Consider the following 16,268-nt stretch of genomic DNA (forward strand, 5'->3'; position numbering starts at 1 on the left):
ACCGGAGGCGCGCGCAGCGCAAGATAGATTTTTGAAGGCGCCGAAGGTGGCTGTCAGCTGCGGTTTTTGAAGCGCCAGCTGTCGTTGCCCGTCTCGACGATATCGCAGTGGTGGGTGACGCGGTCGAGCAGCGCCGTGGTCATCTTGGGATCGCCGAACACGGTCGGCCATTCGCCGAAGGCGAGGTTCGTGGTGATGATGACGCTGGTCCGCTCATAAAGCTTGCTGATGAGGTGGAACAGCAACTGCCCTCCCGAGCGGGCGAACGGCAGATAACCGAGCTCGTCGAGCACGATCAGGTCGAGCCGCGACAGCTGCGCCGCCAGGGTCCCGCCTTTGCCGATCCGGGTCTCCTCTTCGAGGCGTGTCACCAGATCGACGGTGTTGAAGTAGCGGGCGCGAGCGCCCCTTCGCACGACATTGGCGGTGATCGCGATGGCGAGGTGGGTCTTGCCTGTCCCCGTGCCGCCGACCAGCACGATATTGCGGCGAGGCGGGAGGAAGGAGCCATCGTGAAGGGAGCGGATCATCTCCTCATTGATCGGTGTGCCCTCGAAGCTGAACCGCTCCAGGTCCTTCACCACGGGCAGCCTCGCAGCCGTCATCCGATAGCGGATGGAGGCTGCATCCCGGTGGGTCGCCTCAGCACGGAGCAGGTCGGTCAGTATCTCCATGGTGGTGCGCTTGCGCTGGAGGCCGGTGGTGACCGCCTCGTCGAACGCCGCCGCCATGCCCTTGAGTCCGAGGCCGCGCATCGTGTCGATCATATCATGCCGCTGCATCATAGCCTCGCAGCAGATCATAGCGGGCACAGTCGGCGAGCGGAGGATGCTGCAGCATCCGGTCTTCCGAAGTGACGATGCTGTGGGGTGTCGCCGGCTCGCGGCGCCGGGAGAGGATGTTGAGGATCAGCTCGTCGCTGGCCGTTCCGTTCGCCAACGCTTCGCGCACGGCAGCCTCTACCGGCTCCAGGCCATCGGTGAGCACCGCCGAGAGGACCCGCACGAACCTGCGATCCGCCTCGTCCCCGGTGCCGAGCCTTCGCCGTAATCGATGCAACGCGGGCGGCAGATCCCAGTCCTGGAACGGCGCCCCGTTACGGAGCGCGCCGGGCTTGTGCGCGAGGACCGGCAGATAATGCCAAGGATCGTAGATGGTGCGGTTCCGACCGAAGTGGCGCTCATGCTCCCCGACGATCTCTTCGCCGCAACGGATGACGATACGATCGGCATAGGCACGCACCTGCACGGTCCGGCGCGCGGCCGTCGACATGACCGAGTAGCGGTTCCGATCGAAGCTGATGAGGCAGGTGCCGGTGACGGCATGCTCGCTCTCATGGAAGCCGTCGAACGGTGCCAGGATCGGCTGCAGGGCCGGTCGTTCCATCTCCAGCGCCTCGGCGACGGTGATGTCGCTGCGCTCGGGGTGGGCGTGATGCTCGGCCCAGCGTCGGCACTCCGCCTCCAGCCACCCGTTGAGCTCGGCCAGGCTGGCGAACCGAAGCCGCGGCTGGAAGAAGCGGCCCCGGATCGTCTGGACTTGCTGCTCAACCTGGCCCTTCTCCCATCCCGCTGCTGGTGAGCAGGCCGTCGGCTCGACCATGTAATGATCGGTCATGATCAGGAAGCGGCGGTTGAACACGCGCTCCTTGCCGGTGAACACGCTCGTCACCGCCGTCTTCATATTATCGTAGATACCGCGCCGGGGCACGCCGCCGAAGAAAGCGAACGCCCGAGCATGGGCATCGAACAGCATCTCCTGGCTCTCACGCGGATAGGCCCGGACATAAGGCGTGCGCGATGCGCAGAGACGAGCGTGCGCAACCTTTATCCGCATCGGCTTGCCGGCGATCTCCACATCCTCATGGCTCCAGTCGAACTGGTAGGCCTCGCCGGGCTGGAAGGTCATCGGGATGAACGCCGGTGCACCTTCGCCGGCATCCTTCCGACGCGCAGCACGCCAGCGCGCCGCATAGCGGCGCACCGCGTCATAGGAACCTTCGAACCCTTCACGCGCAAGCAGATCATGGATACGCGTCATCCGCAGCCGGTCGCGGCGACCTCGCGCCTCGTTCTCCTCGAGAAGCACATCGAGCCGTTCCTGATAGGGGCCAATCCGCGGTAAAGGCTGGACTTTGCGCTGATAGTTGAACGCCGCCTCCGGCGACCGGATCGCTTTGCGGACGACCTTCCGCGACAAACGAAGGTCACGAGCGATCGCCTTGATCGCCTTACCCGCTGCATGCTCACGCCGAATCCGAACCACTGTCTCCACGATCAACATCCCGTTCTCGCCAACTGATCAAAACCAGTCGGCCGACTAAATCCCCGGGATGAAGGGGTCCTTTTTGCACGCCGATCACCCCACGAAGGGGGTGCCTATTGCACGCTGATCCTCACCGCTGATCCAGGATGTGCTGGCGGTACGCGTTGCAGCACTTTATGTGCACGACACGGGGGTTCTCAAGAACGTCACGCCCGGCCTTGGGGACCTCGACCAGACTGATGTCTTCTCGTTCCGCGCGGCGCTGCAGTTCGAGCCCGCGGACAACTTCGAGGCGACGCTGCGCTTCAACCACGTCAGGAGCGGTGGCCGCAATTACGCGCCGTTCGCGGGAAACATCGACTTTAACGATCCCGCTATTCTTTTTCCCGGCAACAATCTGTCGAACCTCCCCGGGTCGAACCGCGACGGCCTTGGATTCTTTGAGACGGCTACCAACAGCACGCCCGAACGCACGATCCGCAGCAACGGGTTCAACCTTATCATGAACTGGGACGCGTCCGACGTCCTCAGGCTGACCTCCGTGACGACCTATGACTGGGGAAAATGGGTCGACATTGGCGACGATGACGGTCTCGTTATCGAGGTGGACGATCCTATCGTTACCTTCGGCAAAGACATGAAGCAGTTCGTCCAGGATCTGCGGCTGGCGACATCGTTTGACGGGCCGTTCAATGTCCAAGCGGGCCTCATCTATACCTATGACTCGGTAAACGCCGGCTTTGATTATTCGCTGCTCACGGATCCGGGCTGCGGCGCGGCCTGCACCTTCGGCTTTACGCCCACCGGGACGGGCTTTATCCAGTCGAACAGCTTCGACCAGAAGCGTAGAAGCTATGCGGGTTATCTTCGCGGCGACTTCGAAATAACCGACACACTTTCCATGTACGGCGGTGTGCGTTTCAGCCGGGACAAGGTCGCTGTTTCGAATTTCAACGCATTCCTCGGCGATAACGTAGACCCCGTCGCGGTCCCGACGATCAGCAACTTTTCTGATCGCCGCACCTTCAACAATACCAGTTTCGAGGTGGGGGCCAATTGGAAGCCAACTGAAGACGTCTTGCTCTACGCCTCCATGCGCGAAGGCTATCGCAGCGGCGCTGTGAATGCGCAGGCCTTCAGCGATCCCTCCGAAATCACCTTCGCGCCGCCTGAGACCGCGCGGACTTATGAGTTCGGGTTCAAATCGACCTTGCTCGACCGCGCGCTGACCGTGAACGGTTCGTTGTTCCAGACCGATTACAAAAACCAGCAGGTCGTCGTGACCGAGGCGGGCGGCCTGTTTCCGCTCCGTTCGATCAGTGGCGCGCGTGTCCGCGGTTTCGAGGCTGACATCACCGCGCGGCCGGTCGATCGGGTGACGCTTGGCGTCGGCGTGGGCGTATTGGATCCAAAATATAGCGGTGATGCGACCGTGTCGGGTTCGAGCGGCATCGATGTCTCCGGGAACCAGATATCCAACGCCGCCAAGTTCAGCCTCAATCTCACCGGCGATTTCGTGCTGGCGGAGATCAATGACGGAACGGTCGATCTTAATCTCGACGGCACTTATACCTCGCGCGTCTTTTTCGACATCGCGGAAACGGCGACTGTGTCTCAGTCGGGCTATTGGGTCGCCAATGCGCGACTGGCCTATAATACGGATCGCTTTTCGGTTGGCGCAGGGGTGAAGAACCTCTTCAACGAAAAGTATTTCACCTACGGTCTGGGCCTGAGGTTCGCCGGGCTGGACTATCTGATTCGTGGCACGCCGCGTACATATAGTGTGGATGCTACCATCCGGTTCTAACCGAAGGGACCGTCAACAAGTAATTGGCCAAACACTTCCTCCTCGCTGCATCGCTGCAGTGAGGAGGAGGCAATCCGGGAGAAACGCCAGGCCCGCCCGCTGAGCTTGGGCGGCAGGCGCTGACCTGGGGCAGGGTGCACGGTCGGACGGGCGTCCGGACCAGAAGCAAGGAACTGCCGCGGGGGTAGCTGCTTGTTGTTTTTGTTGACTGCGAGCGGGCGTTCGACCGATCTCGAACCGCCTTCATCAATCTTCGGCGCAGATCGTTGGGGATCGATCTTTCGATGGGTTCTGACCCCAACCCCCCACTGACCGCCTGCTTTTCATTCGATGTATCGCGGCCGTGGCGCGACGCGTTGAACTCGTGAGGGATGCTCACGCGATGGACGACAGGCCGCGAAAATAGCGCACAGGTTCCTGCCAATTCCCCTGGATTCGCGGCGCGGCCGTTTAGCTGCTGGGCAGGAATCATGAGCGCCTTGCAGAAATCCGGCGGGCGCAGAATTTAATCTTGGATCCTGATCCCTTGCTATTGTCGAGCGGCGCGGGTCTCGACCGCCATGGTGCACGGCGTGAGCTGTTCGATTCAAGCTGGAATTTGGTCCTGAGAGGGTATCATAATACCATGTTTTATCTGTGATATTTATGCATGGCATCTTGAAGAGAAGGCGACCTTGCGGTCGCGCGCCGACGCCCCGGCTCAATGGTGCACCCGGAGCCGTTCGAGCGGTCAATTCTCCTTGAATTTATACGAATGACGAATTATTACCACTCCTAGCTACAAGGAGACTCTGATGAGAACCTATCGCATCGGCCAGATCGTGCCGAGCTCCAACGTGACGATGGAAACGGAAATTCCGGCGCTTCTGCGCGCGCGTGAGACGATTTCGCCCGAGCGCTTCACATTCCATTCCTCGCGCATGCGGATGAAGCATGTCACGAAAGAAGAATTGGCCGCGATGGATGCGGCGAGCGATCGCTGCGCGCTTGAGTTGTCCGACGCTGCGGTCGATGTGATGGGCTATGCCTGCCTCGTCGCCATCATGTCGATGGGGCAGGGCTATCATCGCGAGTCACAGGCCCGGCTGCACCAGGTCACCGTCGACAGCGGCAATTCGGCGCCCGTCGTCTCCTCCGCCGGAGCGCTTGTCGATGGCATTAAGGCGATTGGCGCCAAGAAGGTCGCCATCGTTGCTCCCTATATGAAGCCGCTGACGGAGATGGTCGTCGATTATATCCGCAGCGAGGGTGTGGAAGTGGTGGAGTGGCGCGCGCTTGAGATTTCCGACAATCTCGCGGTTGCCGCGCACGACCCGGCCCGTCTTCCCGGCATTGTCGCCAGCATGGAGCAGATCGGCGAGGTCGATGCGGTCGTGCTGTCGGCATGCGTGCAGATGCCTTCGCTGCCCGCCGTCTCGATTGTCGAGGCGCAGGTCGGCAAGCCCGTCCTGACGGCGGCGATCGCCACAACATGGGCGATGCTGAGGTCGCTCGATCTCGACACGCGGGTGCCCGGTGGCGGCACGCTGCTTTCCGGTGCCTATTAAGGGGATGGCGATGCGCGGCTATAACGTCCATGCGAACGGCATCCGGCACCACCTGATCCAGCACGGTGAGGGCGGTCCGCAAATGCTGCTGATACCGGGGATTACCTCGCCGGCGGTCACCTGGGACTTCGTTACAGAGCCTCTTTCGGCGCATTTCGAAGTCCATGTTCTGGATGTGCGCGGACGCGGGCTCAGCCAAGGGGGCGACCTTGACTATTCGCTCGACGCGATGGCGGACGATGCTGTCGCGCTTGTCCAGGCGCTGGGCATGGAAGCGCCCATCGTTCTTGGTCATTCGATGGGCGCGCGCACGGCGATCCGTGCCGCGCGCAAGGCGCCGAAGGCCTTTGGCGGGCTGATCCTCGTCGATCCGCCGGTAAGCGGACCCGGTCGGCGTCCCTATCCATCGGCGTGGCCCTGGTACGAGGACTCAATCCTGTTGGCGCAGCGCGGCTGTTCAGCGGATGACATGAAGGCCTTCTGTCCTACCTGGACCGAAGAGCAGCGCGCGTTGCGGGCGGAGTGGCTTCATAGCTGTGATCTTCATGCGATCGACGTCGCCTATAAGGGCTTTCACACCGACGACATCCATCAGGACTTGCCGCACCTCGACCTGCCGATGCGCCTGGTGGTGGCCGGCGCCTCCCCGGTGATCGAAGAGGCCGACATCGCGGAGATCAAGAGCCTTGCGCCGCACATTGCAATTACGACGGTCGAGGGCGCGGGGCACATGATCCCGTGGGACGACCTTGATGGTTTTTTGCGCGCCGTGAGCGATTTCAGAATTTGACAGAATTGGAGCGTCCGTAATGGACCGCGCAAGCTTTATCGAAATTTGCCTGCATCAGCTGAAGATGTCCGGAGTGCGTGCGGATGAGCGCCTGGTTGTCCTCACCCAAGGCGACGAGCGTCTCGACTATGCCGATGCCTTCCTTGCCGCGGGCAGAATGTTGGGCGCGAATATCTATCATATGCGCCTTCCCGCGGTTTCGCCCATGGGAGGGTGGGCAGTCGGCCAGACAACGCTTGCGGTCATGCCGGAGGCTATCGAGGCCCTCAAGAACGCCGACATGCTCATCGACTGCATCTTTTTGCTGTTCTCGCCAGAACAGATGGCGATCCAGGCGGCCGGCACGCGCGTGCTGACAGTGGTCGAGCCGCCAGAACTGCTCGCGCGCATGTTGCCGAATCTTGAACTGCGCGAGAAAGTCGAGCGGGCGGGAGAACTGCTGGCGCGGGCCAAATCGATGCACATCACCTCCCCCCACGGCACCGATGTGATCTACAAGCTCGGAACCTATCCCACCATCACCGAATATGCTTGCACGGACCAGCCTGGGCGATGGGATCATTGGCCGTCGGGCTTCGTGTTCACGGGGGGCGACGATGACGGTGTGGATGGTCAGATCGTCGTCGGGACGGGCGATGTGCTCCTTCCGCAGAATATCTATGTTCGCGAGCCAATTATCTACACGATCGAGCAGGGACGGATCACGGATATCCGTGGCGGCCTGGAAGCTGAACTGGTCAAATCCTACATGGCGGACTTCGAAGACGAGCGCGGATTCGCAATGAGTCATATCGGCTGGGGGATGAATCCGGACGCCAAGTGGCATCGGATGACGCCGGGCGAATTCCCCGGGGGCATGGGAATGGAGCCGCGCAGCTATCTGGGCAACGTCCTGTTTTCCACCGGCCCCAACAACGAGCTTGGCGGGTCGAACGATACGGCCTGCCACCTCGATATCCCCATGCGCGGCTGCTCGCTCTTCCTCGATGGCGACCCGGTGCTGATCGATGGCGAAATCATGGTCAAGGAACTCCAGTTCGATCGAAACGATGGTTCGAGCGTGAAGGAAAGCAAGGTGTTCGATGTCGCAGGATGAGGTCTATGACAAGGCCGGATTCGGTCGCAGCGCACCAAGAGGAACCCGTCCGGCGATCGTTGTGGTCGATTTCTCCTACGGCTTCACTGACACCAGCTATCCCACTGCCGCGGATATGCGGGCTGAGATCGCTGCGACTCGTCGGCTCACCGATGTTGCCCGCGAACGCGGCTTTCCCGTTATTTACACCACCATCGCCTATCAGCCGTGGGAGGCGGAGGCATTGCCTTGGCTTCGCAAGGCGACGGGCATGAAAGCGCTGATGGCGGGCACGAGGCTGGTCGAAATCGACAGCGCGACCGGTATCACCTCGGGCGATCCCGTCATCATCAAGCATGGCGCGTCGGCCTTTCATGGCACGAACCTGGCCAGTTTGCTCACCGCTGCCGGGGTCGATACGGTTGTTGTTACGGGGGCGACCACATCGGGATGCGTGCGCGCCACCGTCGTTGATGCCGTGCAATCCGGCTTTATCGTGCTGGTGCCGCGCGATTGCTGCGCGGACCGGGCGTCGGCGCCGCACGAAGCCAATCTTTATGATATCGCCCAAAAATACGGAGACATCACCAGCGCCGACGACATCCTGAACTGGCTCGGCCAGATCAGGTCGTCGGACTGACGTCGCCCAGTTAATAATGGAGAGGTAGATCAATGATCCAGCATGTAATTATCGCCGGAGCGGGGCCGACTGGCTTGCTGACGGCCATCGGCCTCGCGAAGGCGGGGACGCGCGTTACGATCCTCGAGGCCGAGGCCGAACTCAACGACAGCCCGCGAGCACTCGTTTACCACTATCCGGTACTACCGCATCTCGAGAAGTTGGGTCTCCTGCAGGATTGTATCAGCGAAGGCTTCCTTCGTCAGAGCTTCGGCTGGCACATCCACAGCACGGGGGAAATGATCGAGTGGACGGGCTCGCCGGCCTATGAGGACGGACAGGCCCTGCATTTGCATCAAGGCTTGCTCTCCCAGGTTCTCGCCCGGCATGTTGCGATGCTTCCCAATATCGAAATCCGCTACCAGACCCGCTTGCAGGGTTGCAGCCAGAATGCGGACGGTGTGATCGCCGAGCTTGACGGACCGGGCGGGGCGGAACGCCTCGACGGCGATTTTCTTGTCGGTGCCGATGGCGCGAACAGCGTCGTGCGCAGGAATGTTCTCGGGCTGCAATTCTACGGTGTGACGTGGCCCGAGCGCTATATCGCCACTAATACCAAAATCGATCTCTCATCGGTGGGATATTCGCCTACGGTCATGCAGATCGACCAAAAACATGGTGCGGTCATCTGCAAGATCGACCAGTCGGACGTTTGGCGCGTCACCTTCGTCGAGAATCCGGAATTGCCAATCGAAGGGCTGCCCGAGCGAATTGACGCGATGTTCGCCGATCACCTGCCCGATTTGCCGTACGAAGTCCTGGCCGCCTCTCCCTACCGTATGCACCAGCGTGTGGCGGACAAGATGCGCGAAGGCCGGATAATCCTCGTGGGCGATGCCGCACATGTGACCAATCCGACCGGAGGTCTCGGTCTCACGGGCGGGATGTTCGATGCGTTCGCATTGATCGAGGCCCTGAACCGGGTTCTCCACGACGGCGCCGATCACGACATTCTGGAATTCTATGAACAAGACCGGCGGCGCATTTTCACCGAAATCACGTCTCCGCGCGCTTCGCTCAACCTGCGCAGCCTCTATTATCTTAAGGAAGGCCAGGAGAAGGAAGAGCGAATTCAGTTCCTGCGCAACGTTGCAGGGAATGAGGAGCTGATCAGGAAGGAACTGAGCTTCACCGAGCAATTGATCACCCGTTTCTGAATTCATGATGGAGCCCTATATACTCCAGGACTTCGGCGGCCGCTTCCTGACCGGTGAACCCGCTCACGCAGAGGGCAAGATCTGGCCGGGCATCAGTGGTTATGTCGAATGGTTCGTACCCGCGGCGTCACGGCCAGTGTCCGTCCTCTTCGTCCACGGAGGGGGTGGGCAAGGGTCCGAATTTCTGCGGACGCCCGATGGTCGGCCGGGCTGGGCGCACAGCTTTCTGCGCGCGGGCTTTCCGGTTTATATCCTCGATCGGCCAGGGCACGGGCGTTGCGCATGGAACGAACCGGTGCACGGCCCGGCCTTGCCGCTTCCGGATTATGGGTTCCTTTATCCCCGCTTTGTCGAACCGGAACGGCATGATCTCTGGCCCGAGGCGGCGAAGCATGATCGCTGGCCGGACGATCCTCGGGCTGGCGACCGGTTCATGGCGAGCCAAGGGCCGATGGCGACTACTCTTGCGGCGAGCCAGCATCATGTCGAGGCGATCGCCGATGCGCTTTTCGAATTGATCGGGCCGACCATCATCGTCAGCCATTCGGCTGGTGGTCCTTGCGGTTGGGCTCTTGCCGCCAAGGGCGGCGACAAGGTCGAGGCAATCGTCGCGATTGAGCCGCTCGGATATCCCGGAATGGTTCATCCTCTGGGCACGTTCGAGAACGATCTTTGTGCGGCGCCTTATGCCGGAGCGGCCGACCCGTTCGACCGACCCGTGGCGATCGTCACTGGCGAGGCAACCTGGATGCGCGAGGCTAATGCGCGCGCGGCGGCTTTCGTCCGTGATCGGGGGAATGTCTTTGAACATATTCGGCTTGAAGAGCATGGCATTGGGGGCAATGGACACATGTTGATGAGTGAGATAAACAGCGCAGCGATCGCGGATTTGCTTGTCGCGTGGATCGAGCGGTCCCTCGGCGGACGGGCCTCCCTTCCTAGCAGTGACGCCATCCTTGGCTAGAAAAGGGTTCGAACTTGACTGCGGAAAGAATAGAAATGGATTCCAGTGCCACTGTTGCTGTCGCTGAAGACAAGGCGGTGAAGGGTGAGAAAAAGAAATCGGCAAGGAAGCCTGGGCGCCCCAAAAATAATGGCAAATTGAAGGAAAAGATCCTGAATGCCGCGGAAATCGCTTTTGCCGAAGGTGGTTATACCGGGATAAGCGTTCGTGATATTGCGGAGCGTGCCGGCGTAAATCAGGGCCTGATCCGTTATTATTTTGATACAAAAGAACAACTTTTCGACGAAGTCTACAAGCGGCGCGGCGGTCTGCTATCCGGACATCGTCATGTGCTGCTGGACCGGTTGCTCGAATCCGGCAAGCCGCCGCAGGTAAAGGATATCATTCGAGCCTATCTCCAGCCCCAGTGGGACTTGAAGCACAGCGGAGAGGCCGGCGCGGCGTTCGCGCAATTGCAGTCCCGCCTGCACTCCGAACCCGAGGAGCATGCCCTGCGCCTCCGCAAGGAGGTTTATGATGCGTCGGTTAAGCGATATATCGACGTCCTAGCTCAGGCCCTTCCACAATTACCCCGACGGACGATCGGATTGCGGATGTCGTTTTTGGTCGGCACATATATGTTCATGCTGAATGACCTGGGACGTATCGAGGATTTGACGGAAGGCAAGATTCATCATCTGTCGAAGGACGAGATGCTCGATAACATGGTGGCGTTTCTTGCGGCCGGGATGGAGGCTGATCGACCCTAATCGCGCTATCGCGCGGCAAGGCATGGCGCAATCGGCTTGAACTGGCCCGGCGTCCGGTGCCGTGGATCGGAGGCGCGCCGCCGTTCCCGCTGGCACGGTGAGCGCCGAGCCGAAAACTCCGCTTGGGCGGAACATGCTGACGCCTTGCGCAGTATCTCATTGGCTTAGCGCAACTCGCGGTTCTCGCGTTCGAGGGACGCGAGGCGATCGGCCATCTCGGTGGCCCCGAAGCGCTTGCCGCCGGCGACCTTGATCTTCTTCACCCGCCCTTGAAGCGTGTCCGGCACCCGCCGATCTTCGCTGAGATCGACGCGATGGCTGCCCATCGTGATGGATGCTCGTCTTCGTGATCCAGGATCATCCGTACCGCATTTGTGCGACCCCAGGTTCAAATATGTTGGTTGTCTTGCTCGTCGTAGCCCTTCCTCTCAGGAGCTTCGGTCTCCGGCGATCCCGGGCGGTTCAATCGATGCGATATATTATTCATATAACCAATATATCCGTGTCAGATTGGCCGCACAGCAATAGCGAGGGATCCGCGTTTGCAGGAGAAGCTATGGAGAGCTATCGGTTAAAGCGACGCATTTTCGCGAATTTCCGGTTCAGCTCTACATCTCCTCGCGGCGCGCACAGTCGAATATCATATGATGAGAGAGGCCGGTCAGAATATTGACACCAAATATATTATTCGATTATATAATTATATATGTTCGAGTGGGTTCAGCGGCACGATCTAGCTAGCGCATCCCAGGGCCGCGAGAATAGCCGAATAGCCGAATAGCCGAATAGCCGAATAGCCGAATAGCCGAATAGCCGAATAGCCGAATAGCCGAATAGCCGAATAGCCGAATAGCCGAATAGCAGGAGGTGGGAATGGGTAGTATCTTGGTTACCAAAGCAACCGGGACAACGGGACGACATGTGGTGAGCGGCCTCGCGGAGCGCGGGGCCACGGTCAAGGCCGCAACAAGAAACCCCTCATCCGCAGCGCACGGTAATATCATCCCAGTAGCATTCGATTGGGATGACCGCGCGACCTGGGCTTCGGCACTGGACGGAACCGATGCTATCTATCTCGTCAAACCCGAGTCCGATGAGGTGACTCAGATTGTCCGAGACTTCACCCGTTTGGCCGAGGATTCTGGCGCAACCAAGATCGTGCTCCTCTCGGAGATCGCGGCCGAGACGCGCGCTGACGACGCTCATGAACTGCAGGTCGAGCGAGTTATCGATGAGAGCAATCTCGACTTCGCCATACTGCGACCGAACTGGTTCATGCAGGATCTCGTCGATGAGCGCTTCTTCGGAAACCTGATCCGTCAAGACGGAGTCATCGTGATGACAACTGGGGGCGCTGCAACCGCTTGGATCGATGCGAGGGATATAGCCGCCGTCGCCGTCGAACTTCTGCTCGGCCAGAATTGCGGCAAGCAGGCACTCACACTGACCGGTCCTGAGGCGCTCACCCTTGAGCAACTCACGGACCGGGTAGCGGCAGTCACGGGTGCGGTCATACAACCCGTCGAAGAGACGACGGAAGCGGCAGAAGAGCGGCTCAAAACCGCCGATGCACCCGCGGGATTTATTGAATATTTCTCAAACATCGGGCGTAGCATCATGAACGGGGACACCGCCATTGTCACTGATCTCGTCGCCCGTATAACCGGAAACCAGCCCCGCGGCCTTGACGCTTTCCTCACGGAACACGCGCCATCACTGCAGCGGGCTGGACGGGAATGACAATGCAAGATTCAGACGAAATTCAGCTTTCTCGCAAGAACGAGGATTTGCTCAGGAAGCAAGTAGACGCTTGGGCGCGTAATGATCTCGATGCGCTCTTGTCGCTATACAATGATGACATGGAATATATAGATATTCCTTTCTCGGATTTTCCTGTGCGGGGCAAAAAGGCGTTTCGAGAGTATCTAGAGGACTATAATTCGCAGTTCGTTTCTGGAACCGTTCGCGTCGATTATGTAAATATTATAGCAAGCAGCACGTCGGTTGTCGGCGAATTGCGGGCCGAAGCGAGATATGTCGGCGAGGGAGCGCCAGACGGCGGTGTGGAAATCTCGTGGTCGGTCGTTTTGATCGACACCATTGTTGATGGCAAGGTGAGCACTGAACACGCTCATTTCGACTCACTGGCTTTTGCAAAGGCTATCGAACAAAACAAAACCGGGACTCCAGTCGAAACCGGATGACGATTGGGATTCACATGGTCGCCTGAACATGGCGCCGACCAGAGGGGCGGCCTCCCGTGGCGCCGGACGTAGGTGGCGGCCCCGCCGCCTTTGGACAGAAATCAGGCCCGCCCAGCCGCTGACCTCATAATTATTCTTTTGTATAATTGAGTGGCGGTGCTATCGTCAGCAGAGCGTCGATGCGCGTGAGTTTGTGTGATGCCCTCTTAGGCTGTCGAATTTCCAGGCACACCAAATCCCCGGGCATCGCATGGGAGACGGGACGCAAGATGCTCGAAATTGAAGTGAATGGAACGAAGCACCGGCTTGAAGTCGATCCGGCCGTGCCACTACTTTGGGTTTTGCGCGACAGTATAGGCCTCAAGGGGACGAAATTCGGATGTGGGGCGGGTCTGTGCGGAGCTTGCACGGTTCATGTCGACGGGGCTGCTGTGCGCAGCTGCGCTTATTCGGTTGGGCAGGCCGTCGGATCGAAAATCACCTCTATCGAAGGGCTCGGCGAGAGCGGTGAGCATCCTGTGCAGGCCGCCTGGCGCGAAGCGGGTGTTCCGCAATGCGGCTATTGTCAGCCTGGCATGATCATGGCCGCTGCCGCCTTACTAAAAAACAATCCGTCTCCAAGCGATGACGAGATTGCACAAGGCGTCACCAACATCTGCCGGTGCGGCACCTATAACCGCATCCGCAAGGCTATCCGTAGTGCGGCTGAGAACGGGAGAGCCGGCCGGTGAAGGAACCCGTTCTCACCCGGCGAGGTTTCGTCACGGGCGCACTCGTCACCGCGGCGGGCGTGAGTTTTACGCTCTCGCTCGCGGGCTGTAAGGACCGGACGAAGCTCCCCGATGACGGCGAACCGGGGGTTGAACTCCTCTCGTGGGTCGTGATCCATCCCGACAACAGCGTCACATTGCGCGTGCCCCAGACGGAAATCGGGCAGGGGGTTTCGACAACGATCCCGCAAATGCTGGCCGAGGAACTCGAACTGGATTGGTCTACGCTGAAGAGCGAGTTTTACGATCCGGCGGTTAACGCGGCGCGGGAAAATGTCTACGTGTGGACGGCGGTCTTGAGCAGCCATTCCGCGCAGACCTTGTTCGAACCAACCCAGCGGGCGGGAGCTCAGGTTCGAACAATGTTAATTCGCGCCGCTGCATCGCGCCTGAAGGTGCCCGAAGTAGAACTGGAAGCGATCAAGGGCTCAATCCGTCACAAACCGTCAGGAAAGGAACTGAGCTATGCGTCGGTGGCGGAAGCCGCCGCGAAAATGCCGGTACCCGATCCGAAGGCAGTGAAGCTGAAGGAAGTGGGCGACCGGCAATTGGTCGGCAAGCCAATCCCGCGCCGTGATGTGGATGCCGCGATCCGGGGTAAGATTGTTTACGGGATTGATTTCGAACTGCCGGGCATGCGTTTCGCGGCCGTTCGCCAGAGTCCCACCTTCGGCGGAAAGCTGCGCAGCGTCGACAAGGGCAGCATCAAAGGCATGCCGGGCAATCCCGAGGTCGTCAAGATCAAGGGTGCGAAGGTTGGCTATAATGCGCCGGTGCCAGAGGGCGAAGATCCGGATATTTGGGCAGCGCCGGTCACAATGGACGATGCGGTCGCGGTCGTCGCCGACAGCTGGTGGCAGGCCAAGACCGCGCTCGATGCGCTGGCGATCGAATGGGACGCGGGTCCCCATGCGAAATTTTCAAGCCAAGAGTATATGAAGACGCTCGCGAAGCAGGCCCGGGGCGATGCCCCGGTGGTTGTCGAGGCTGGTGACGCCCGGAGTGCGCTTGCCAAAGCGGTTAAGACGCTGTCGGCAGAATATAGCTATCCCTATATGGATCCGGCGCCGCTGGAGCCGATAAATTGCAGCGCGTATGTCGATGGCGGCGAGGTTCATCTTTGGACAAACAGCCAGTTTCCGGACGATGCCTGGCACATTGCCCACAGCCTGTGCGGGGTGTCGCCGGACAAGGCGCATGTCCATATCCTTCCGGCCGGCGGCGGTTTTGGCCGGCGCCTGCAGAATGATTTCGTCCACCAGGCGGTGCAGATCGCGCTGGCCTGCAAGGGCACGCCTGTGAAACTGCTGCTGACGCGCGAGGAGTGCGTGCGTAAAAGCTATTATGCGCCAATCACCGCGGCGCGCTTCGAAGCCGGGCTGGACGGCGCCGGCAATGTGACAGTCTGGACGTGTTCTGTCGCGAGCGGAACGTCGGCGGAGCAGAGCTATGGCGAGACGCGCTTTCCCTTCCAGCCGCCTAATGTCCGCTTTGCGTATAAGCGTAATCCTGACTCGCCGCTCCCTTTCGGCTGGATGCGCGGCGTCGGCTTCACCCAGCATCTCTGGATGAACTTCGGTTTCCTCGACGAACTACGTCTGCTGACCGGCCGTGACGTGCCTGAATTCTATCGGTCGCTGCTCGATCCTTCCTATATTCCAGCCGATTTAGAGGATCGCGAGATCGCAGTCGCACGGGTGAAGAATCACCTTAAGCTGTTCGACTTCGCGATCGAGAAGGGACGCTGGCACGCTCCGAAAGGAAGGGGACGGGGACGCGGCCTCGCGGTAGGGGACACCAGCTACTATCCGAGCTATCCGTCATCGACAAAGGCGGCGATCGTCGACGTCAGCTTCGACGAAAAGGCCGGCCTGCGGGTCGATCATGTCTTTCTCGCTGTCGACGCCGGCACCGTGATCAATCCGGACATCGTCCACGCCCAGTTGGAGGGGGGGATCGCCTATGCCCTGACGACCGCGCTCCATAGCGAGATAACGGTAGAGAATGGGCAGGTGCAGCAAAGCAATTTTCATGATTATCCGATCCTCAAACTTGACCAGATGCCGGCGGTCACGATCGAAATTCTGCCTTCGACGGAACCGCCGGCCAGCATCGGCGAGGACGCCGTTCCGGTGACGATCGCGGCGTTGGTGAACGCGATCGCGGATGCCGGCGGCCCTCGTTTGCGCAGTCTGCCCATTGCCAAGATCCTGGCGAATTGACTGGATGCGACGACAAATGTTGTCGCCTGAAAAGTTGGT

At 60.1% G+C, this 16,268-nt stretch carries 14 protein-coding genes and 1 pseudogene; 12 read left to right on the plus strand and 3 right to left on the minus strand.

Annotated elements, in window-relative coordinates; all coding sequences use genetic code 11:
- Positions 1 to 53 precede the first annotated feature (53 nt).
- Both istB and istA read right to left on the minus strand, forming a co-directional pair.
- Positions 54 to 782, minus strand: coding sequence for an IS21-like element helper ATPase IstB (gene istB / locus V6U71_RS03545; protein WP_031304487.1), 729 nt, complete (start codon positions 780 to 782; stop codon positions 54 to 56).
- Positions 769 to 2,283 (minus strand): IS21 family transposase, encoded by a 1,515-nt coding sequence (gene istA / locus V6U71_RS03550; protein WP_068878314.1) that lies wholly within the window; start codon positions 2,281 to 2,283, stop codon positions 769 to 771. The genes istB and istA overlap by 14 nt, the downstream gene beginning before the upstream one ends.
- A 130-nt stretch (positions 2,284 to 2,413) precedes the next feature.
- Here istA and V6U71_RS03555 point away from each other — a divergent pair, with 130 nt between their 5' ends.
- The 8 genes from V6U71_RS03555 (at position 2,414) to V6U71_RS03590 (ending at position 11,033) form a co-directional block, all read left to right on the plus strand.
- Positions 2,414 to 4,072, plus strand: a complete 1,659-nt coding sequence (locus tag V6U71_RS03555) for a TonB-dependent receptor (protein ID WP_411341006.1) — start codon at positions 2,414 to 2,416, stop codon at positions 4,070 to 4,072.
- An 842-nt stretch (positions 4,073 to 4,914) separates the two neighbouring features.
- Complete coding sequence (ndpH, locus tag V6U71_RS03560; protein WP_156419695.1) at positions 4,915 to 5,619, plus strand: maleate isomerase; 705 nt, start codon at positions 4,915 to 4,917, stop codon at positions 5,617 to 5,619.
- 10 nt (positions 5,620 to 5,629) lie between these two features.
- Entirely contained in the window at positions 5,630 to 6,409 is a 780-nt protein-coding gene (gene ndpF / locus V6U71_RS03565; RefSeq protein WP_411341007.1) for an N-formylmaleamate deformylase, read from the plus strand.
- Positions 6,410 to 6,428: 19 nt separating this feature from the next.
- Entirely contained in the window at positions 6,429 to 7,505 is a 1,077-nt protein-coding gene (ndpE, locus tag V6U71_RS03570; protein WP_058537113.1) for a 2,5-dihydroxypyridine 5,6-dioxygenase, read from the plus strand.
- Positions 7,492 to 8,124: a maleamate amidohydrolase gene (gene ndpG / locus V6U71_RS03575; protein ID WP_058537112.1), complete on the plus strand. Its 633-nt coding sequence runs from the start codon at positions 7,492 to 7,494 to the stop codon at positions 8,122 to 8,124. Before ndpE ends, ndpG begins: the two co-directional genes overlap by 14 nt.
- A 32-nt stretch (positions 8,125 to 8,156) precedes the next feature.
- Entirely contained in the window at positions 8,157 to 9,320 is a 1,164-nt protein-coding gene (locus V6U71_RS03580; RefSeq protein WP_058537111.1) for an FAD-dependent oxidoreductase, read from the plus strand.
- A 4-nt stretch (positions 9,321 to 9,324) separates the two neighbouring features.
- Complete coding sequence (locus V6U71_RS03585; protein WP_411341008.1) at positions 9,325 to 10,284, plus strand: alpha/beta fold hydrolase; 960 nt, start codon at positions 9,325 to 9,327, stop codon at positions 10,282 to 10,284.
- 35 nt (positions 10,285 to 10,319) lie between these two features.
- Positions 10,320 to 11,033 (plus strand): TetR/AcrR family transcriptional regulator, encoded by a 714-nt coding sequence (locus V6U71_RS03590; RefSeq protein ID WP_058537109.1) that lies wholly within the window; start codon positions 10,320 to 10,322, stop codon positions 11,031 to 11,033.
- Between the two features lie 167 nt (positions 11,034 to 11,200).
- Here V6U71_RS03590 and V6U71_RS03595 read toward each other — a convergent pair.
- A pseudogene (locus V6U71_RS03595) lies at positions 11,201 to 11,465 on the minus strand (IS3 family transposase); the annotation flags it as partial.
- 441 nt (positions 11,466 to 11,906) lie between these two features.
- Between V6U71_RS03595 and V6U71_RS03600 the strand changes: the two are divergent.
- From V6U71_RS03600 to V6U71_RS03615, 4 genes are all read left to right on the plus strand, one after another.
- Positions 11,907 to 12,773: an NAD(P)H-binding protein gene (locus tag V6U71_RS03600; RefSeq protein ID WP_411341009.1), complete on the plus strand. Its 867-nt coding sequence runs from the start codon at positions 11,907 to 11,909 to the stop codon at positions 12,771 to 12,773.
- A 2-nt stretch (positions 12,774 to 12,775) separates the two neighbouring features.
- The gene (locus tag V6U71_RS03605) at positions 12,776 to 13,237 is read left to right on the plus strand and encodes a nuclear transport factor 2 family protein (protein WP_058799888.1); all 462 of its coding nucleotides are present in this window, start codon (positions 12,776 to 12,778) and stop codon (positions 13,235 to 13,237) included.
- A 269-nt stretch (positions 13,238 to 13,506) separates the two neighbouring features.
- A complete protein-coding gene (locus tag V6U71_RS03610) occupies positions 13,507 to 13,968 on the plus strand; it encodes a (2Fe-2S)-binding protein (RefSeq protein WP_082639794.1) in 462 nt (153 codons plus the stop codon).
- Positions 13,965 to 16,229 (plus strand): xanthine dehydrogenase family protein molybdopterin-binding subunit, encoded by a 2,265-nt coding sequence (locus tag V6U71_RS03615; RefSeq protein ID WP_411341010.1) that lies wholly within the window; start codon positions 13,965 to 13,967, stop codon positions 16,227 to 16,229. The genes V6U71_RS03610 and V6U71_RS03615 overlap by 4 nt, the downstream gene beginning before the upstream one ends.
- Positions 16,230 to 16,268 lie beyond the last annotated feature (39 nt).

It is taken from the genome of Sphingopyxis sp. J-6, assembly GCF_046603995.1.
GTDB lineage: Bacteria > Pseudomonadota > Alphaproteobacteria > Sphingomonadales > Sphingomonadaceae > Sphingopyxis.